This window comes from Desulfatiglans parachlorophenolica (assembly GCF_055394735.1).
Genome location: NZ_AP042460.1, coordinates 5,529,805 through 5,549,260, shown reverse-complemented (window position 1 = coordinate 5,549,260; position 19,456 = coordinate 5,529,805). Strand labels below are relative to the sequence as shown.

At 60.7% G+C, this 19,456-nt stretch carries 17 protein-coding genes; 9 read left to right on the top strand and 8 right to left on the bottom strand.

Features of this window, described 5'->3' with window-relative positions; translation table 11 throughout:
* Positions 1 to 29 precede the first annotated feature (29 nt).
* The 4 genes from ACZ500_RS25785 to ACZ500_RS25770 all read left to right on the top strand — a co-directional run bounded on the left by ACZ500_RS25785 (position 30) and on the right by ACZ500_RS25770 (position 3,990).
* Positions 30 to 356 carry a hypothetical protein gene (locus ACZ500_RS25785; protein WP_464230301.1) on the top strand — a complete coding sequence of 109 codons (327 nt, stop codon included), beginning with the start codon at positions 30 to 32 and terminating at the stop codon, positions 354 to 356.
* Positions 357 to 421: 65 nt separating this feature from the next.
* A complete protein-coding gene (locus tag ACZ500_RS25780; protein WP_464230300.1) occupies positions 422 to 1,867 on the top strand; it encodes a Do family serine endopeptidase in 1,446 nt (481 codons plus the stop codon).
* Between the two features lie 74 nt (positions 1,868 to 1,941).
* Positions 1,942 to 3,390, top strand: a complete 1,449-nt coding sequence (locus tag ACZ500_RS25775) for a DegQ family serine endoprotease (RefSeq protein ID WP_464230299.1) — start codon at positions 1,942 to 1,944, stop codon at positions 3,388 to 3,390.
* A 63-nt stretch (positions 3,391 to 3,453) separates the two neighbouring features.
* Positions 3,454 to 3,990, top strand: coding sequence for a hypothetical protein (locus ACZ500_RS25770; RefSeq protein WP_464230298.1), 537 nt, complete (start codon positions 3,454 to 3,456; stop codon positions 3,988 to 3,990).
* Positions 3,991 to 4,084: 94 nt separating this feature from the next.
* Here the strand turns inward: ACZ500_RS25770 and ACZ500_RS25765 are convergent, their stop codons facing one another.
* From ACZ500_RS25765 to ACZ500_RS25740, 6 genes are all read right to left on the bottom strand, one after another.
* The gene (locus tag ACZ500_RS25765) at positions 4,085 to 4,456 is read right to left on the bottom strand and encodes a DsrE family protein (RefSeq protein WP_464230297.1); all 372 of its coding nucleotides are present in this window, start codon (positions 4,454 to 4,456) and stop codon (positions 4,085 to 4,087) included.
* A gap of 483 nt (positions 4,457 to 4,939) precedes the next feature.
* Positions 4,940 to 5,389, bottom strand: coding sequence for a siroheme decarboxylase subunit alpha (ahbA, locus tag ACZ500_RS25760; RefSeq protein WP_464230296.1), 450 nt, complete (start codon positions 5,387 to 5,389; stop codon positions 4,940 to 4,942).
* Positions 5,390 to 5,431: 42 nt separating this feature from the next.
* Positions 5,432 to 6,532 carry a heme b synthase gene (gene ahbD, locus ACZ500_RS25755; RefSeq protein WP_464230295.1) on the bottom strand — a complete coding sequence of 367 codons (1,101 nt, stop codon included), beginning with the start codon at positions 6,530 to 6,532 and terminating at the stop codon, positions 5,432 to 5,434.
* Between the two features lie 22 nt (positions 6,533 to 6,554).
* Entirely contained in the window at positions 6,555 to 7,469 is a 915-nt protein-coding gene (gene hemB / locus ACZ500_RS25750; RefSeq protein ID WP_464233121.1) for a porphobilinogen synthase, read from the bottom strand.
* 44 nt (positions 7,470 to 7,513) lie between these two features.
* Positions 7,514 to 8,740, bottom strand: a complete 1,227-nt coding sequence (ahbC, locus tag ACZ500_RS25745; protein WP_464230294.1) for a 12,18-didecarboxysiroheme deacetylase — start codon at positions 8,738 to 8,740, stop codon at positions 7,514 to 7,516.
* Positions 8,737 to 10,620 (bottom strand): AAA family ATPase, encoded by a 1,884-nt coding sequence (locus ACZ500_RS25740; RefSeq protein WP_464230293.1) that lies wholly within the window; start codon positions 10,618 to 10,620, stop codon positions 8,737 to 8,739. Before ACZ500_RS25740 ends, ahbC begins: the two co-directional genes overlap by 4 nt.
* A 242-nt stretch (positions 10,621 to 10,862) precedes the next feature.
* On the opposite strand from ACZ500_RS25740, the gene ACZ500_RS25735 reads away from it, so the two are divergent.
* Entirely contained in the window at positions 10,863 to 13,859 is a 2,997-nt protein-coding gene (locus tag ACZ500_RS25735) for an AIR synthase-related protein (protein WP_464230292.1), read from the top strand.
* Positions 13,856 to 14,698, top strand: a complete 843-nt coding sequence (locus ACZ500_RS25730; RefSeq protein WP_464230291.1) for a phosphoribosylformylglycinamidine synthase subunit PurQ — start codon at positions 13,856 to 13,858, stop codon at positions 14,696 to 14,698. Before ACZ500_RS25735 ends, ACZ500_RS25730 begins: the two co-directional genes overlap by 4 nt.
* A gap of 153 nt (positions 14,699 to 14,851) precedes the next feature.
* Here ACZ500_RS25730 and ACZ500_RS25725 read toward each other — a convergent pair whose 3' ends face one another.
* On the bottom strand, positions 14,852 to 14,992 hold the full coding sequence (locus ACZ500_RS25725) for a hypothetical protein (protein WP_464230290.1): 141 nt from the start codon (positions 14,990 to 14,992) through the stop codon (positions 14,852 to 14,854).
* A 33-nt stretch (positions 14,993 to 15,025) separates the two neighbouring features.
* On the opposite strand from ACZ500_RS25725, the gene ACZ500_RS25720 reads away from it, so the two are divergent.
* Positions 15,026 to 15,163: a hypothetical protein gene (locus tag ACZ500_RS25720; RefSeq protein WP_464230289.1), complete on the top strand. Its 138-nt coding sequence runs from the start codon at positions 15,026 to 15,028 to the stop codon at positions 15,161 to 15,163.
* 463 nt (positions 15,164 to 15,626) lie between these two features.
* On the top strand, positions 15,627 to 16,877 hold the full coding sequence (locus tag ACZ500_RS25715; protein WP_464230288.1) for a thiolase family protein: 1,251 nt from the start codon (positions 15,627 to 15,629) through the stop codon (positions 16,875 to 16,877).
* A gap of 347 nt (positions 16,878 to 17,224) precedes the next feature.
* On the opposite strand, the gene ACZ500_RS25710 is transcribed toward ACZ500_RS25715, so the two are convergent.
* Complete coding sequence (locus tag ACZ500_RS25710; protein ID WP_464230287.1) at positions 17,225 to 17,464, bottom strand: hypothetical protein; 240 nt, start codon at positions 17,462 to 17,464, stop codon at positions 17,225 to 17,227.
* Here ACZ500_RS25710 and ACZ500_RS25705 point away from each other — a divergent pair.
* On the top strand, positions 17,463 to 19,421 hold the full coding sequence (locus tag ACZ500_RS25705; RefSeq protein ID WP_464230286.1) for an oxidoreductase: 1,959 nt from the start codon (positions 17,463 to 17,465) through the stop codon (positions 19,419 to 19,421). The two genes, ACZ500_RS25710 and ACZ500_RS25705, sit on opposite strands and share 2 nt — an antisense overlap.
* Positions 19,422 to 19,456: the final 35 nt, after the last annotated feature.

The following is a 19,456-nucleotide window of genomic DNA, read 5'->3' as shown; positions in this document are numbered from 1 at the left end:
GCTTTCACCTCGAGAGAAGGAGGAGTATCATGTCTGCAGTCCGCAAATCCGTTTTGGAACAAGGTCCCTATCAGCTGGAAGTGATCCAGTGCACCCGGCAGCCGGGGAGTCTGCGCATCACGAAGCGGGCCTGCGCCCTGCGCTATCGCATGGCGCAGAGAGATGACTTGAAAATCCCCAACGACGAATACGGCATGGCACGCCGGAGCGGTCTCGATATATGCCGGAAGTGCCCGATCGGCAGGCGTTTTTCCAAGGCGCTCGCCGAGCAGCTGGACCAGGAAGAATCGAAGCGCCGCGTACCCATCCCGTTTCCGAAAGGCACATTCGACGTGCCGCTCGAGGAACTCTCCTGAGAACCTCCATCATGTCCGGTGGTCTTTCAGATATCGGGACGATCAGGGTATCGAGGAAAGGAACGATGGTAAACGCACGGTCCGTTTGTTTCGGGTATGTCTGTCTTATGCTCACATGCCTTTCCTCGGCGGGTTTTATGGCGGCACCCGGAGGCCTTTCGGCGGAGACGGCGATCATTTCCGGCCCCATCGACCTCAGCAAGGCCATTTCCGTCGTCGCCAAACGGAATATCCCGGCGGTGGTGCATATCGAGGTTGTCCAGCGCCAGAGCATCCCCAACCCGCTCTTTCCCTTCGAGGACGAACCTTTCTTCCGGTTTTTTTTCGACCTGCCACGGATGCCGCGGGAATTCAACCGGGAGTACCGTGGCATAGGGTCCGGGATCCTCATGGATGTCGACGGACACATCCTCACCAACAATCATGTCGTTTCGGGGGCCACTGAGATCAGGGTCCTGATCGAAAGCGGCGAATCGTACCCTGCCAAACTGATCGGGACCGAACCCCAGACAGACCTGGCCGTACTCAAGATCGATGCCGCGAAGCCCTTCGCCCACGTCGCCTTCGGCGACTCCGACAAGATGGAGGTCGGTGACTGGGTGGTGGCGATCGGGCATCCGAGGGGACTCGACCACACAGTCACCCAAGGGATCATCAGTGCGAAGCACCGGCGGGGGATTCTCAGCCCCAGCAGCTATCAGGACTTTCTCCAGACCGACGCCGCCATCAACCCGGGCAACAGCGGCGGCCCGCTCCTGAACCTGCAGGGTGAGGTGATCGGGGTCAACGCCGCCATCGTCTCCCAATCGGGCGGATTCGAAGGCATCGGCTTCGCCATCCCCGCCAACATGGCGCTGCACGTCGCCCACCAACTCATTGCGCACGGCAAGGTCTCACGGGGCTGGATGGGGTTGAGCCTCCAGGACATCACCCCGCCTCTCGCCCGATCCTTCAATCTGGAACAATCGAAAGGTGCGCTGGTCGCCGATGTGGTCGAAAAGAGCCCGGCCGGTGAGGCCGGCCTCCGACGAGGCGACGTGATCCTGAGCTACAATGCCAAGCCGGTCACGGACTCTGCGGACTTGAGAAATCTCATTGCCGGCAGTACAATCGGCTCGGCAGTCCAAATGAAGGTTTGGCGAAACGGCGCCGAGCTGATGATTCCCGTGCAGGTGGGCAACCCGCAGGACGTCCACGACATGGAATCGATCTCTCTACGCACCAAACTCGGGGCGGATTTGCGTCCGCTCGGGCCTGAGGATGCGCGGAAATACGGGCGGAAGATCCGCCAGGGCCTCGTGATCGACTGGGTCGACCCGAGCGGACCCATGGGGCGGGCCGGTTTCGAGGTTAGTGATATCATCCTCGAGGTCAACGGGAAGAGCATCAAGGACGTCCAAACGCTCTGGGAAGAAATCAGCGCCACCAACCCGCGCCACCGCAGGATCACCTTCTTGGCAATGGACCATCGGAGCGGGCGGACCGGCTACGTGCAACTCCCGCTCGAGTGAGCGTCCCTTTAAGCAGTGCCGTGAACGGTCTGGTTCAAACGACTAACCCATACAAACCGGAGGAAAACAGACCCATGATCCATCCAGGAAAAATGAGCATTCGCGCGGTGTTGCAGTTATCTCTCACCCTTCTGATCACGGTGCTTCTCGCCTCACCGTCCAGCGCCGCATTCCCGGGCTTCGGCAGCAAGATGCCGACGTCTTTCGCCGATCTGGCCAACGAGGTCAAAAACGCCGTCGTGAATCTTTCGACCACTCAGGTGATCAAGGAATCCCCCCTGCACCCCTTTATGGGCCCGGACTCCCCGTTTCGAGAATTCTTCGGGGATGACTTCTTCAACCGCTTCTTCGGCAATCAGGGCGAAAGCGAGTTGAAAACCCATGCCCTGGGCTCGGGCCTCGTCATCAGCGAGGAGGGCTACATCCTGACCAATAACCATGTCGTCGAAAAAGCCACGGAGATCAAGGTCAAGCTTGAAAATGGAAAAGAGTACGATGCCAAAATCATCGGCAGGGACCCGAAAACCGATCTGGCCCTGATTCAGGTCACGCCCGACAGAGAATTTCCAAAGCCGGCGAGGCTCGGGGACTCCGACAGCATCCGTGTCGGAGACTGGGTCATGGCTGTGGGGAACCCCTTCGGCCTCGGACATACGGTGACAACCGGCATCATCAGCGCCAAAGGACGTGTGATCGGAGCCGGCCCCTATGACGACTTTCTCCAGACCGATGCCGCGATCAATCCCGGCAACAGCGGCGGCCCGCTCTTCAACATGGACGGGGAGGTGGTCGGGATCAACACGGCTATTGTGGCCCATGGCCAGGGGATCGGCTTCGCCATACCGGTCAACGTCGCCACGAGCCTGTTGCCGCAGCTCAAGACCGGCAGGATCGTGCGGGGGTGGCTCGGCGTCATGATCCAGGATATCACGCCTGAACTCGCCAAGTCTTTCGGGCTTCAGAACACAAGCGGGGTCCTGATCTCCGACGTGCTCGCCGACAGTCCGGCGGAAAAATCGGGCCTCAAACGCGGGGATATCGTCCTGCAGTTCAACGGAAAAAACGTCCAGGATGCCAATTCCCTTTCAAGGGCCGTCGCGGCGACCGCCCCCGAGAGCAAGATCCCGATGCAGATCGTCCGCAACGGGCAGCAGAGGAATCTCGATCTGCTGATCGGGACCATGCCGGATGGCGAGAAGGGCGAACCTGCCACGAAAGGACAGGAGGAAGAAACCCCCTGGGGCATCACCGTCCAGGAGATGACGCCTGAGATCGCAAGGCACCTCGGGTTGGATTCAAAGGAAGAAGGGGTCGTCATCTCGAGCGTCAAAGGCGGCAGTGCGGCGCAGGAGGCCGGGCTTCAGTCGGGCGACCTCATCAAAGAAATCAACCGTAAGCCGGTCAAGAACCTCGAGGACTACAGGGAGGCCCTCGAAACGGCCACTCAGGAAGCGGGGCTTCTGCTGCTGGTCAAACGGAGCAAAGGTACGTTTTACGCGGTTCTGAAACCAGCGAACAGCTAGTTGGTTTCCATCCGGAAATGATTTCCCGGTACAACCCAGTTTCCAATCCGGAAATGAGGATTTTTGGCCAATATCAAGGAAATCAAGCGTTTGCGCGGAGGCGACCTGTGGGTCGCCGCACAAGCAAACGTGCAGATTGACGCCGAGATTGGCCAAAAAGACCATTTCCGGATGGAAACTGTTGGTTTCCATCCGGTCCGCCGCATGCTCGATCGAAACCCATATGGGAGGGTTGCCATGACAAAACAGATTTCCTTCACCAAATACGAAAACCTGATCCTGCCCCATTTCAGGGACAAGCTGAACAAGGCGGAATCGACCGAAGACGTGAAGAAGTTTTTCGTGCAGTCCGCCACGGACCTGGTGGATAAAATCCTGGAAGGGGCGGTCGAACTCGAAAACGAAGACATCAGCCTGCTTCCCGATCAGGCGCCGCATTACAAAATCAGCAAACGGCTGCTCTCGCTCGCGGCATTCAAGGATGTCCTGGCGGATTCAGACCTCTCCCGCGTCCTCGAGCGTCTGACCGAATCCGCCATGAACCGGTACCGGCATCTGCAAAAGCATCCCGAAAAGACCGACGCCAAGATCAGAATGTAGAAAAGTCGACGCCCCGACCCTCCTCGAAAAGGGAAGGCGGGGCGCCTTTGTTTTTCCCGGCAACGAAAAGTCGGCAGCTCCGAAGAAAACCGCTTTAATACGCCACCACGCTCTTGGCATCGAGCATCCCATCCACGAGCGTTGCACCCGCCACCACCTCTGCGCCCTCGATCAGCTCTTCGGGGGCAATCTGCCGTGCCTGGATACACGGGTCGCAGACCCACAGTTTCCCCCCGTGCTCCAGGAACAGGTCCCGCAGTTCCTCGAGCGCCGGCAGGCCCGATGCCTTGACGTGGCGCGCATACTGTTTCATCGCCAGGTAAACCCCCATCGACTGAAGGACCACGATCACCTCCACGTCCTTAGCGAGCGCGGCGTTTCCCAGTACAAACGGCAGCGTGGCCTTGTCGGGGTTTTCCTCCGCGCAGGTCGTGATAAAAATCAATTTTTCCTTTTTCTCCGCCATTGTCCGTCTCCTTTTCTCCGGTAAAATGAGGTGCATCAAGAACGATTCATCAGTCGCTTTGAAACCATTTAGACACGGTCCAATCCCTGGCTTTCCACCCGAAAACGACCTCTTTCCTATCTGCCTGCTCCTGCCCGACCCCGCTGCGTCGACCCGCCGCCCCCAGGTCTGCAGGATGCTCTCGATCGAGCTGCAAGCTACCCGCGGGGTTGATTCCTGAACGTCCAACGGGAACCAACGCGACTGGCCGCGCCGACAGCAGGCCGTCATCCATGCCCCGCTTGAAAGCACCCGCGTGCCAAAGATGACTTCAGAATGAAGACATCTTCACATGGTTTAGAGGCAATTTGAATCGAAAGGTTACTTCAAAGCGGAAAAAAAAGAAGAGAGCGGCGCGCTGCGGCACCCCCCGAATGTGGTTTTTCAAAGACACACACTCGAGGTGGATCGGACGGCGGCAGGGCAATCGGGCTTGAAATATCCCTACCCGATCTCAAAATCGACCTTGATCTTGAACATCTTCTTCGCAGGAAGGTTCAGGATCTCGACCCCGCCGGTCGCAGCCGATATCTCGGCAAGAGCCTGCTCGATAAAATCCATGTCCTCGGCGATGAAGGTGAACCAGACGTTGTAGGGATGGTTTCTCAAGTAGTTGTGGGTCACTCCGGGGTAGCGGTTTACGGCGGCGACAAACCGCTCCACATGCTCGGCCGGAACTCTGGCCGCGCAAAGGGTGCTGGTGAAATTGAGCCGGTGCGAATGGAAGTTGCCCCCGATCCTGCGGATGATGCCGGCCTGCTTGAGCCTTTGTACGCGCGAGATGACCTCTTCCTCGGCTAGATTCAACCGTTCGCCGAGATCCTGGTAAGGCCTGGGCGAAATCGGAAAATCGGACTGAATCTCGTTTAGAATCGCCTTGTCGGTGTCATCCATATCCGCTTCCCAAACCGGCCGGCTTCCATTCGAAAACGGTCGCTATGTTTTACCGCCTGCGCCGGTGTGCGCGTGGGGCTGGTAGGCGCACAGCGGTTCCTCGGCCAAGAAATTCCCGGTCGCCTCATAGGCCCTCGCGCGGCAGCCGCCGCAGACCCGCAGGTACTCGCACCGTCCGCATTTCCCCTCGTAGCCCGAAAAATCCCTCAGCTTCAGAAAAACGGGCGACTCACGCCAGACCTCCTCGAAGGAAGAGCGTTTAAGATCCCCGCAGTTCAGCTCCAGGTAGCCGCAGGGCTGCACGATTCCGTCGTGCGAGATGAAGCAGAAGGCCGTTCCGCCCAGGCAGCCGCGTGTGACAGCATCGAGGCCGTAGGTCTCGAAATTGACGGTCTCGCCCCGGGCATGCGCCTCCTGGCGCAGGATGCGGTAGTAGTGGGGCGCGCAGGTGGCCTTCAGGTGCAGGGGGACCTGGTCCCGCATCCGGTAGAACCAGTGCAGGAGTTCCTCGTACTGGTTGGCCTCGATCTCCTGGTTCACCATCTCCCGCGCGCGCCCGGTCGGCACCAGCAGAAAGATGTGGTGGGCTGCCGCGCCCAGCTCGACCGCCAGATCCAGGATGCGGTCGATCACGTGGACATTGTGGCGGGTAACCGTCGTGTTGACCTGGAACTCGATCCCGCCCTCCCGCAGGTAACGGATCCCGCGCAGGGTTTGATCGAAGGCCCCCGGAACCTGCCGGAAGGCATCGTGTTCGGGCGCGGTGGCGCCGTCCAGGGAAATGCTCACCCGCTGGATGCCGGAGTTGCGCATCCGTTCGACCATAGACACGTCGAGCAGGGTCCCGTTGGTCGCCATGACCATCCTGAGCCCCATCTCGGTGCCTTCCCGCGCGAGGTCGAAGACATCCTCCCGCATGAGCGGCTCCCCGCCGGTCAGGATGATGATAGGGCTGCCCACGCGGCTGATCTGGCGCAGGAGGTCGCTGCAGGCCGCATGATCGAGTTCGCCCGGGTAGGGGCCGCGCTCGGCCGAGGCCCGGCAGTGGACGCAGTTCAGGTTGCAGCGCCGTGTGATCTCCCAGGCGACCAGCCGGAGCTGGGACCCGTGGCCGGCCGGCATCTTCTTTCCGTGGGATGGCATATCAGGATGCATCGCGTCAGCCTCAGCACATCAACACGGCGGCGTCGCGCGCAAAATAGGTCAGGATGATGTCGGCCCCTGCCCGCTTGATCGCCGTCAGACTCTCGAGCATGACGCGCCTTTCATCGAGCCACCCGTTGGCGGCCGCCGCCTTGATCATGGCATATTCCCCGCTCACCTGATAAGCCGCAAGGGGGAGGACCGAGATCTCGCGCACCCGACGGATGATGTCCAGATAGGCCAGGGCGGGCTTGACCATGATCATATCGGCGCCCTCCTCGATATCGAGCCGGGCCTCCTTGAGGGCCTCGCGCGCGTTGGCCGGGTCCATCTGATAGGTCGTCCGGTCTCCGAACTGCGGAGCCGAATCGGCGGCCTCCCTAAAAGGCCCGTAGAACGCGGAGGCGTATTTGACCGCATAGGAAAGGATCCCGACCGAAGAAAACCGCGCATCGTCCAGGGCCCTGCGGATAGCCGCCACGCGGCCGTCCATCATGTCGGAAGGGGCGACGATGTCCGCCCCTGCCCGGGCATGCGACACGGCCTGCCGGGCGAGCAGTTCGAGGGTCGCGTCGTTGTCGACCTCCCCCCCGCGGATCAACCCGCAGTGGCCGTGGTCGGTGTATTCGCAAAGGCACACATCCGTGATGACGACCATGTCGGGCAGGCGCTCCTTCAAGGCCCGCACGGCCATCTGCACGATCCCGTCATCGGCCCAGGAGCGGCTTCCCGTCGCGTCCTTGGCGTCCGGCAGCCCGAAGAGGATCACCGCCGGGATGCCGAGTTCCCAGAGGGCCTCCCCCTCGTCGACCAGGGTGTCCACGCTGAACTGATACTGCCCCGGCATCGATCGGATCGGGTCGCGCAACTCCTCCCCCGGTTTGACGAACAACGGGGCAACGAAGTCCTTTACCGACAGCGCCGTCTCCCGCACCATATCTCTCAACGCGGCCGATTTCCTCAGCCTCCGTGGTCTTAAAATCATCGTTCTCTATCCGTTCCCGTCGCCCTCGCAACGTCCTCAGACACGGGGGCAATTTCTTCGTCCGTGAGATAGCAGGCCGGATCCTCCGCCCACACATCCCCTGTGACCGCCTCGGCCCGCACCCGGAAATTGCCCCCGCAGACATCCAGCCACCGGCACCGAGTACACCGGCCCTCCACATGGCGTTTTTTCTCCTTGAGCTTTGCCATGAGGGGGTTCGACAGGTCCATCCAGATCTCACTGAAGGGTCTTTTGCGGACGTTGCCGAAGGCATAATGCCGCCAGAACTGGTCTGCATAGACCTCGCCGTCCCAGCTCACGCACCCGATGCCCCGCCCCGAGCTGTTCCCCTCGTTCATCTCGAGGAGCCGGAGGACCTCGGGGGCCCGGGGGTTTCCCTCCCGCAGCATCCGCAGGTAAAGGTACGGGCCGTCGGCATGGTTGTCCACAGTCAGGACCTCCTTTTCGAGGCTGCGATCGAAGAGATCCCGCGTGCGGTCGATAATCAGATCCACCGCGCGGCGGGCCTCGCCCCGGTCGAGATCCTCCTCGACCAGATTCGAGCCGCGCCCGGCGTAGACCAGGTGATAAAAGCAGACCCTCGGGATGTCGTATTTTTCCAGAAGATCGAAAATGGCCGGGATCTCCTGGACATTCATACGGTTGATCGTGAAGCGCAGCCCGACCTTGAGGCCCACGTCCTGGCAATTCCGGATCCCGTCCATCGCGGCCCGGAAGGCGCCCGCCTTCCCGCGGAAACGGTCGTTGACCTCCTCCATGCCGTCCAGACTCACTCCGACATAGGACAGGCCCACATCCTTCAGCCGCAGGGCCTTCTCCTTCGTGATCAGGGTGCCGTTGGTGGAGATCACGGCACGCATCCCGCGTTTGACCGCGTAGGCGGCGAGTTCGGGCAGGTCCGGTCGCACCAGCGGCTCCCCGCCCGAAAAAAGCAGCACCGGCGCGCCGAAAGCCGTCAGGTCATCGATCAGCTCCAACCCCTCGGCATGGGTCAACTCCCCCTCCCGCCGGCTGTCGACGGCCTGGGCATAGCAATGGACGCACTTCAGATTGCAGGCCTGCGTCACATTCCAGACGACGACAGGCTTCTTGTCGGCGGAAAACTGCAGCAGGTGGGACGGCAGGTCCTTCGAGCGCCGCCCGTAGCGCAGGGCGTCGGAAGGCTCGACGCTCCCGCAGTAGAGTTTCGATATCCCAATCATGGTTCGTCCCTATCCTCTTCGAAATCCGCTGCGCGATCGCGAGCGGCCTTTCCGGGGCTCTCCGTTCCCTCCAATGATTCCGCCTGTCCCGATGGACATGAACGGCTGTAGGTCCTCTTGATCAGGTCATTTATGAAGCCCTCCATGTCCGTCACGGCTTCCCGCGTCAAGGTGAACCGCGCCGTGTCCGAGCGGTCCCGAACGAGCTTGAGTCCGTATTCCAGACGCTTGGCGAGCTGAAAGGCCAACGGGCCGACCTCCTGACCGGACGCAATGGCCTGCAGGATGATCTCGTCCACCGCACCGTCATCCAGTTCGAGGCCAACCTCGAGCTTCTCGTGCCACTGGGCCTCTTCGTCCCGAATCTCGCTCACCATATCCATGAAGGCCTCGACGGCGCTGTTTATATCAGAGAGCGTCTCGAAATACAACGCCGCGATGACCTTGGTCCGTTCTTCGGAGATGCGCAGCCCCGATCGGGCGGCGAGTTCACCGGCCCGCGCCAGGATATAACTCTCGATCTCCTGGAGTTCCCTCTCCCGTGCGCGGTCATAGCGGTCGCGAACGGCCTGCTCGTGCGGGGCGGCCAGGAGCTTCCGGAGTTCGGCCTCAGGGTCCGTCACCACATCGAGTGTTACCAGAAAGCGCTTCAGGCCGGTCGATGGCAGCCGCTTCTCGAACGGGATCAAGACCTTTTCGATGACGCTCACCAGACCGCGCGCTCCGGTCTTCTGAGCGGCCGCCATCTCGGCGATCTTCTCGATCGCGTCGGTCTCGAAGGCGATGTCGATCCCATAGGACCTGAAGTCCAAGCGTTTACTGATGATGATGGGGTTGTTGGGGTTGTTGAGGATCTCGACCAGATCGGGCTTCGTCAACTCATCGAAGACGACGATCACCGGCAAACGCCCCACGAACTCGGATTCGAAGCCGAACTCGATCAGATCCTGGGCCGTCACCTCCTTGAGAATCTCCCATGGAACCTCGGCCGGGGTGACCTTGGCTTCGAACCCCAGGCCCTGCTTCTGGAGGCGCTTCTTGATGATCTGCGCAAGGTCGCCGAAGGCGCCGCTCATGATGAAGAGGATGTTGCGCGTATTGACGACCTGTTTTTCTTTCTTCCCGGTCTTGCGGTACTGCTCGATCGCCTGGATTTGGCTGATGGGATCGTGCGGCACCTTCAGATCGACATCCGTCTCCTCCATAGGCTTCAGGAGCGCCCTCTGAACGCCGGTCCGCGACACATCGTGGCCGATGATGTTCCGTGCGGAGGCGATCTTGTCGATCTCGTCGACGTAAATGATCCCGTTTTCCGCAAGGGCGATGTCCTCACCGGCCTCATAGACGAGATCCCGCACCAGATCCTCCACATCGCCGCCGACATACCCCGTTTCGCTGAACTTGGTGGCATCGCCCTTGACGAACGGGACCCCGAGTTTTTCGGCGATCAGTTTGACGATATAGGTCTTTCCGACGCCTGTCGGACCGATCATCAGAACATTGTTTTTGATCATCCCCACGCGGGAAGACTTCCTCCCGCTATTGCGGGGGGCGGTGTGCTTGATGCGGTTGAAATGGGTGCAGATCTTGGTGGCCAGCACGGACTTGGCCTCCGACTGCTTGACCACGTAGCTGTCGAGGTACTCCTCGAGGTCCTCCGGAAGCATGTTGAACTTCCCCTCGCGGTCCGGGCCGAAACCCACCGGGGTCTGCTCGGTCCGGTCTTCGCCGGGCCGCGGAAAGACAAAGGGGGACACGATCTTGATCCTGCTCCCGTATTTCTTCGAAAGGTACTCGCTCAACTCCTTTTCGAGTTCCTTCTGGTTAGGCACCTTTCCGGTGTCTTTCTCCGCCTGCACAAATGGATCGTCAATTTTCATAAGCTCTTCCTGTCTGTTCGGGCCCCTGTCCACAGGGGTCCTTATTCATGCCATTTTTTCCCTAAAATAATTTATTCATAATATATCCATTAGCCAGGCCATTTCAAGCTCCGCCTTCAGAAAGGAATCGGTTGACTGACCCGGTCGTTTTCATTAATGTCAGCGGTGAACGCAGCCGGGGGCTGTTCGCAAGAAAACCGCCAGCCGCCCGGCGCAAACCTCCTCCTTTTCAGGGACGTCCCATGGTCAGCAGACTCGAAATCAGACTCAAACCGGAATTGACAGACGCCGAGGGAGAGAAGATCCGCAGGAAGGCACGCGCTTATTTCGGCTGCGATGTCGGCGATGTCCGGGCCATCCGCGTCCTCACCTGCACCGCGGACCTCTCCCCGGATGCGCTCGAACGTTTACGCACGGAGATCTTCACCAATCCGGTGACGGAGGAGTCGGCCTTCACGCCCATTGCACGCGGCTTCGACTGGCTGATCTGGGTCGGGTTCCGCCCCGGCGTCCGCGACACAGCCGGGAGCACCGCCGTGGAGGCGATCGAGGACCTCCTCGGCATCCGCTTCGGAGAGGGGGAGGCGGTCTACACCTCGACGCTTTACGAGCTGCGCGGCAACCTATCCGCGGAAGAGGTCGACCGGATCGCGGAGGGGCTCCTCGCCAACGGCATCATTCAGCAATGGCGGGTTTACGCAAAGCATGAGTGGAACGCCTCGGAGGGCATCGGGTTCCCGGTCCCGCGGGTCCTGCTGGATCACGAGCCGCAGGTGGACGTGATCCCGCTCGACAGCGACGAGACCCTGCAGAGGATCTCGGACGCGCGCAATCTCGCCCTCAACGCCAAGGACATCCCCGTCATCCGTCGATATTTCCTGCGGGAGGATGTGCGCGCCGAACGCTCTGCTGTGGGCCTCGACCTCCCGACCGACGTGGAGCTCGAATACATCTCCCAGGCCCGCAGCGATCACTGCAACCACAACACCTTCCGCGGGCGCTTCCACTACCGGGATTTAGCGACCGGAGCGACCGAAGTCGTCGACAACCTCTTCAAGACGTGCATCGAGGCCCCCACGCTGGAAATCCAGAAGCGGAAGGACTGGGTGGTGTCGGTCCTCTGGGATAACGCCGGCGTCGGCCGCTTCGACCCCGACCACAACTACGTCATCACGGGAGAGACCCACAACAGCCCCTCCAACATGGAGGCTTACGGCGGGTCCTTGACCGGGATCGTCGGGATATACCGAGACCCTCTCGGGACCGGAAAAGGCGCCAGACTGATCCTCGGGATGTACGGGTTCTGCGTCGGTCCGCGCGATTACGCAGGCGAACTCAGCCCGCATCTGCATCCGAGGCGCCTGTTGGACGGCGTCATCGAGGGGGTGCGCGACGGCGGGAACAAGAGCGGCATCCCCACCCCATACGGCATCCTCCTTTTCGACGAGAGCTATCTCGGGAAATGCCTGGTATTCGTGACCGCGCTGGGCATCATGCCCGCCCGGGTGGCCGGTGCCCCTTCCCACCTGAAAACGACCGAGCCGGGCGATCTCATCGTCATGTCCGGGGGGCGTGTGGGGAAGGACGGCATCCACGGCGTAACCGCCGCCTCCGAGACTTACAGCGAGCACACCCCTGCCGGGCACGTGCAGATCGGGGACCCATACACCCAGAAGAAGATGCACGACTTCCTGCTCGAGGCAAGGGACGAAGGGCTCATCGCCTTCATCACCGACAACGGCGGCGGCGGGCTATCCTCATCGATCGGGGAATCCGCCCGCTTCAGCAACGGGTGCCGGGTGGACCTGGACAAGGTCCCCTTGAAATACGCGGGCCTCGATCAATGGGAGATCTGGGTATCCGAGTCGCAGGAACGGATGACCATCGCGGTCAAACCGGAGCACATCGAGCGCTTCATGGCCCTCTCGGCCACCCATGCCGTCGAGAGCACCGTAATCGGGGAGTTCAACGATTCCGGCTACCTCAGGCTGGACTATCACTCCCGCCCCTGCGCCTACATCCGGATGGACCTCCTGCAGGCGGATTTTCCCCAGTGGGAGTTCGAGGCCGAATGGACCCCGCCCGAACGACGGGGGCTTTTCGAGCCGGTCGTGACCGAACCCCGCCGCCACGGGGCACTCCTGCGAAGCCTCCTGGCGCGCCCGAATATCTGCGCCCGCAACTGGATCCCCAGACAATACGACCATGAGGTCCAGGGGGGGAGCGTCGTCAAGCCGCTCCTCGGAGTGAATGGCGACATCCCGACGGACGCCGCCGTCGTCCGGCCGATTCTCGACAGCCCGAAGGGGCTGGCGGTCGCGCAGGCCATCCATCCTACATATGCCGCGATCGACACCTACCCGATGGTGGCGGCGACCATCGACGAGGCCGTCCGGAAAATTATCGCTGTCGGGGCCGATCCGGAGCAAATCAGCGGCGTCGACAATTTCTGCTGGCCAACCGTCCAGTACCACCCCGTCGACAACCCGGACGGGAAATACAAGGCGGCCCAGCTCGTGCGCGCCAACCAGGCCCTGCGCGACATCTGCCTCGCCTATGGGATCCCGCTCCTTTCCGGCAAGGACAGTATGTATATCGACGGAAAATTGGAGGGCCCCTACGGGGAACGGCGCAAGGTCTCCGGCCTGCCCACGCTGCTCTTTACCGCCTGCAGTGTGGTGCATGACGCGGCGGAATGCGTGACGATGGACTTCAAGGCCGCCGGCGATCTGATCTACGTGATCGGGCGGACCGGCAACGAACTCGGCGGCGGGGAGCTTTATCAGATGATGGGCTATACGGGGCTGAACATCCCCCGCCTGGACCCCGACGAATGTCTGGAAACCTACCGAAGACTCCACCGGGCCATCCGCGAAGGGCTCACGGCATCCTGCCGCGCAGTCTCGAGAGGGGGGCTTGCGGTGCACCTGGCCCTCTGCGCCATGGCGGGAGACCTGGGCATCACGCTTGACCTCGAAAAGCTCCCCGTTGCAGGCGAGCCGGCCCCGACTCAGCTTCTTTACTCCGAATCGTGCGGGCGCCTGATCGTTACGGTCTCGCCGCAGAACAGGGAACGCTTCGAGCGCCGCCTCGGTCCGGAGGCGCCTTGGGCGCTTGCAGGCGAGGTCCGCGGGGAGCGCCGGATCCTCGTGACGTGGAAGGGTGAGACGATCGGCCTCGACGAACCGCTCGAGGCCCTTTACGAAAGCTGGCTTGGTCCGTTCAAGGATTTACGATGAGTACGGTAAAAGCGCTGGTTCTGACCGGCTACGGATTGAACTGTGACTATGAAACGCACTATTCCCTTCTGAGGGCCGGGGCAGAACCCCGCCGGGTGCACCTCAACCGGCTGATCGGCAACGCCCCGTCAGGCTCGAAGGAGCGCCTGGAGGATTACCACATCCTGATTCTCGGCGGAGGATTCAGCTGGGCGGACGACCACGGCGCCGGAGTCCTGATGGCTGCCAAGCTCCGGAACCACCTCGGCACGGAGATCCTGCGGTTCATCGCCGACGGACGTCTCGTGATCGGGATCTGCAACGGCTTTCAGGCCCTTGTGAACCTCGGGCTGCTCCCCGCCTTCGGCGGAACGTACCATGAGCGCAGGGTCGCCCTCGTCTCCAATGACCGGGGTAACTTCATCGACTCCTGGGTCAGGCTCAAGGTCAATCCGGCCTCGCCCTGCGTTTTTACCCGGGGAATCGAGACCATCGAGATGCCGGTGCGCCACGGCGAAGGCAGATTCTACGCGACTGAAAAAGACCTGAAAAGGCTGTTCGGTAATGAGCAGGTCGTGTTGCAATACAGCGGCCCGGACGGCCATCCAGCGGAAGGCCGGTGGCCCCTGAATCCGAACGGCTCCCTGCTCGACATTGCCGGCATCTGTGATCCTACAGGACGGGTCTTCGGGCTCATGCCCCACCCCGAGGCCTTCAACCACTGGACCAACCACCCGCACTGGACCCGTTTGAAAGAGACGCGCATAAGGCGCGGGGAACGCCCCTGCCCGAACCAGGATGGCGACGGGATCCGCCTCTTTGCAAACGCTGTGGCTTATATCCGCAAGGCATTCGGGTGATGGGTTCCGGTTCTGCCGGGGCAGCTTCCAAGTGAGATATTTGGTAGCTTTCTGCTTGACAAAAATGAACATATACGGCTATTTTAGTGGTTTATTTCGATTTGCAGATAGATAGTATCCATCCGGAAGTGATTTCCCGGTAGAACTAAGTTTCTAATTCGGAAATGAGGATTTTTGGCCAATATCCAGGAAATCAAGCGTTTGCACGGAGGCGACCTGTGGGTCGCCGCACAAGCAAACGTGCCGATTAGTGCCGAGATTGACCGAAAAGATTCCTTTCGGATGGAAACTCATTTGATGTGTCAGTAAACCTGAAGGAGCATTGTCATGGCATCGAATTCAAAGAAAACCGGAAGCATCCGCAAGAAAAAGGACAAACCCAACAAAGGCAACCTGAAGGCTGATCAGAAAAGGCTCCAGGAAAACGCCAAACGCCTCAAGGAACTGGCGGCGGATCGGGGTTGATCGCTTTTCCGCTGCAAACCTTTTCCACGCAAAAGATTTCCGCCCGGAGAACTCTTGTGTCAATCTGCCGGATCAGACCGTGAGGTCAGCCATGCGGTTGCGCCAAGGGTATTTTTGTGCAACCGCTTGATCTTGTTGATATTATCCGAACAAGAACCCGCCGCGTCGCCCTTTCCTGAAACCGGCCCGCCTGGCGGGTTTTTTCTTTACATCCCATCGCGTTTCATCTATACATAAAAAGAATGAATGTTCATTCATCTCCGGTGCCCGGGGCGCTGGAGGCCCTTTGCTTCCAAGACCTCCGAAGCGTGGGGTTCGCGTTGCGCGGCCTCACAGGCTGAGGGGCGCGCTCGATTTCGAGGACTGTCTACGCAGCGGCGGGACCCGGGGCCACCTCCCCACCATGAAACGCCTGGCTTGTTTGTCTGGGCTATGGACACCCTTACAACCAGAGGAGCTTTTTATGAAAGACGTTGTCATCGTTTCGGCATGCAGAACAGCCATAGGGGCCTTCGGCGGCAGCCTGAGGGACATGAACGCGGCCCGTATCGGAGCCGTTGTCATGCGGGAAGCCATCAAGCGGGCGGATGTCGATCCTGCGCAGATCGACGATGTCCGTTTCGGTTGCTGCCTCGAGCCGGCCGACGCCCTGAATGTCGCCCGTGTGTGCGCCCTGATGGCCGGCATCCCGGACCACGTCACGGCGGTGACCATCAATCGGGTGTGCATCTCGGCCATGGAATCCGTAATCTCCGGCATGGCGATGATCCAGGCGGGCATGGCCGATATCATCCTCGCCGGCGGGGTCGAACATATGTCCGGTGTCGCCTACACGGTTCCAGCCGCCCGCTGGGGATGCCGGCTGCAGGACCAGGTCTTCGTGGACACCATGATCCACGCGCTCCACTGCGGCTCCCATCTGATTCCCGGCCCGGAATCCGGGCCCCTGAAGGAAGGCATGCCCCTCGAACTCTTCAAAGGCAAACCGTATATCATGGGGCATACGGCCGAGTTCATCGCGCAGATGTACAACATCTCGCGGGAGGAAATGGACGAGGTCGCTTTGAGGAGTCACAACAATACCGAGAGGGCCACCCTGGAAGGGGATTTCAGGGAGGAGATCGTCCCCATCGAGGTTCCGCAGAAAAAGAAGCCGCCGCTTCTTTTCGACAAGGACGAACATTTCAGGCCTGGCCTGACCCTGGAGGCCCTGGCAAAGCTGCCCCCCGCATTCATCCCGAAGACCGGCAAGGTCACGGCGGGAAACGCCTCGGGCATCAATGACGGCGCGAGTGCCATGATCATCATGAGCGCCGAGAAGGCGCGGGAACTCGGCAAACAACCTATCGCGCGCATCCGGGCCGTCGGCCGGGGCGCCTGCCACCCGTCCGTCATGGGGCTGAGCCCCGTCCCGGCGGTCCGGAACCTTCTCGACCGGAACCCCGACATCCGACTCGCCGATTTCGAATTGATCGAGCTGAACGAGGCCTTCGCAGCCCAGTACCTCGGATGCGAACGGGAACTCGGCCTCAACCGCGAGATCACCAACGTCAACGGCTCGGGGATCGGACTCGGCCATCCGGTCGGCGCCACCGGCTGCCGCATCATGGTGACCCTCCTTCACGCCATGAAAAAGCGCGGGAAATCATTCGGGCTCGCGACCCTGTGCGGCGGCGGCGGCGTCTCCATGGCCTGCGCCCTCGAAATGCTGTAAATACTTGATGGGGGATGCTCTGTGCATCTGAACAAGGGTGCGCCGAATAACAAGCTTTTGTTCAGATTGTACAGAGCATCCCCGCTTCACCAACCCGGCAGCCGTTGTAAACGCCCTGCGACTGACAGAAGAGAACCCCTCCTCGCCATTCAATCTTTCCCCGCCCGGGTGATAAACGGACCAAGACATGGGCTTGGCCCGCCCCATGGACCTCTTCGGCATCGAATTCAACCGCCGGAACCAAACCTATGCGCCCTTGCGGACCAGAAAGAGCCTCTCCCCGACCGAACATGGCATCGTCCTCCTCTACATCTCCACGGCAGCCCGTTTAAAAAAGATTTCAATCCTCATTGAAACAAATTTTCAAACAGTTCCCATCCGAATATCGAAGTCATTAAAAACACGACTATTTTATCATGGCATAGTTGTTGCTGCATGATCTTCGAAGCATGTCCTGATCCGTCAGGGCAATCGAACGTCGGTGCCTTACCCGCATCCTTCGAATTCATCCCCGGTTGAAAGAAGACGCGAGCATCAGAGCGGGAGATCTCCAGCCGGGAAAGCCAACGAATAAGGGAGAGAGCCATGGATTCAAACGGTTTTTCGCACATTTTCGGCGAAGGGACGATCGGGCCCTTCAAGGTTCAGAACAGGATCAAATACGCGGCCTGCTGTGTCAGCAACTTCAATACAAGGGACGGCTTCCTTTCTGAAAGAGAATTTGCACGCGACCAGGTCATTGCATCGACCGGGGCGTCCATCATGACCAACCAGGGTGCCTACCCGGACACGTCGGGGGAGGGAAAGGCCTATCACCGTCAGCTCTGTATCAATGACGATCGACATATCCCCGGGCTGAGGCGGATTGCGGATCTTTTTCATGCAAACCAAGCGGTCGCCATCCAGCAGATCCTCCATGGCGGGCGCTACGGCGGGATCGATATCGGGTACTGCGTCCAGCCATCGGACACCCCGCAGACCCTGCGGCACTTCCGCCCGCCGCGCGCCATGAACAAGGACGAAATCGCCCAGGTGATCGAAGACCACGCCCTGGCGGCCGAACGGAGCATCAAGGCGGGTTACGACGGCGTCGAGGTCACGAGCTTCCTCGGCTATCTGATGAGCACGTTCCTCTCCCCCTTCACCAACAAGCGGACCGACGAGTACGGAGGCTCCCTCGAGAAGCGCACCCGGTTCATGGTGGAGATCCTGGACGCCCTGCGCAAGGCGGTGGGGCCGGACAGGCTTGTGATCATCCGTCTGAACGGAACGGAACTGATGGATGAGTACGGCGGGAACAGCAACGAAGAGTGCATCGAGATCATGCGCATTGCAGCCGATCGCGGAGCGGACATGATCAGCATGGTGATCGGCTGGCACGAATCGCGTCAGGGGGCCCTCGGGCGGGACGTCAGCCGCACCCAGTGGCTGCACCTGGCCGAAAAGGCCAAAAAGGTCATCGGGGACGTCCCCCTGGCCTTCGGCCCCCGTCTTTCGGATCCCTACGCGGCGGATCATGCCCTGGCCACCGGCGTTTTCGACTATTGGGAGATCTGCCGCCCGTTTCTGACCGATCCCGAACTGGCCCACAAACTGCGGCGCGGTCAGCCGGAACGGATCAAGCCCTGCATCGGCTGCATGCTCTGTCTGGCGAAGATGTTCGCCAATCAGCCGTATATCTGCGCTGTAAACCCCCGCCTAGGCCATGAGGTCGAGCCCGAATACACCATTGCGCCGGCCGTCGTCAAAAAGAGGATCATGGTCATCGGCGGCGGACCGGCAGGGCTGGAAGCCGCCGTTGCCGCGGCGCAGCGGGGCCATGAAGTGGTCATCTTCGAGGCAAACGATCATCTGGGCGGTGCGCTCAACCCTTCCTCCAAAGATATCGGCGGGGGTGAAGTTCTGTTGGAACTCCTGCAGTACTATACGCACCGCGTGGCGGATCTGGGCATCGGGGTGCGCCTGAATACGCTCGTCGACCGTAAAGTCACGGCGGATTTCTTCCCGGACGTCGTCGTGGTGGCCACGGGCGCCGTCATCGCACCGCCAAGGATCCCGGGCATCGGCGGCAAAGACATCGTCAATGCCTATGCCCTGCTGGACAGCGGAGATATGAGCAAGGTCGGAAAGCGAGTCATCATCCTCGGCGGAGGCAAGGTGGGACTCACCTGTGCCGAGGTGCTCGCTTCGGCCGGCAAAACGCCCATCGTGATCGAACCCAATCGACGAGTGGATTTCGATGTCTCCACGACGTTCAAATGGCGCCATGCGGGACTGGTCAAAGAGCTCGGGATCGATGTGTACACCGAGGCGCAGCCCCTGGCCGTCGAGAACGGGGGGGTACGCTTCCTGGACAAAGACGGCAAAGAGCAGTCGCTAACGGCGGACACCATCATCCTGGCGGGTCCGCTTGCGCCCAAACAGAACCTCGTCCGGGATCTGGAATATCTCTGCGACGAACTCTATGTCATCGGCGACGCCGTGATGCCCCGAAGCCTCTATAACGCCATTCACGAGGGGTTCAAGACAGGGGCCAGGATTTAACGCTCATCCGGCCCGGCCATCCCAAACCAAGTTCG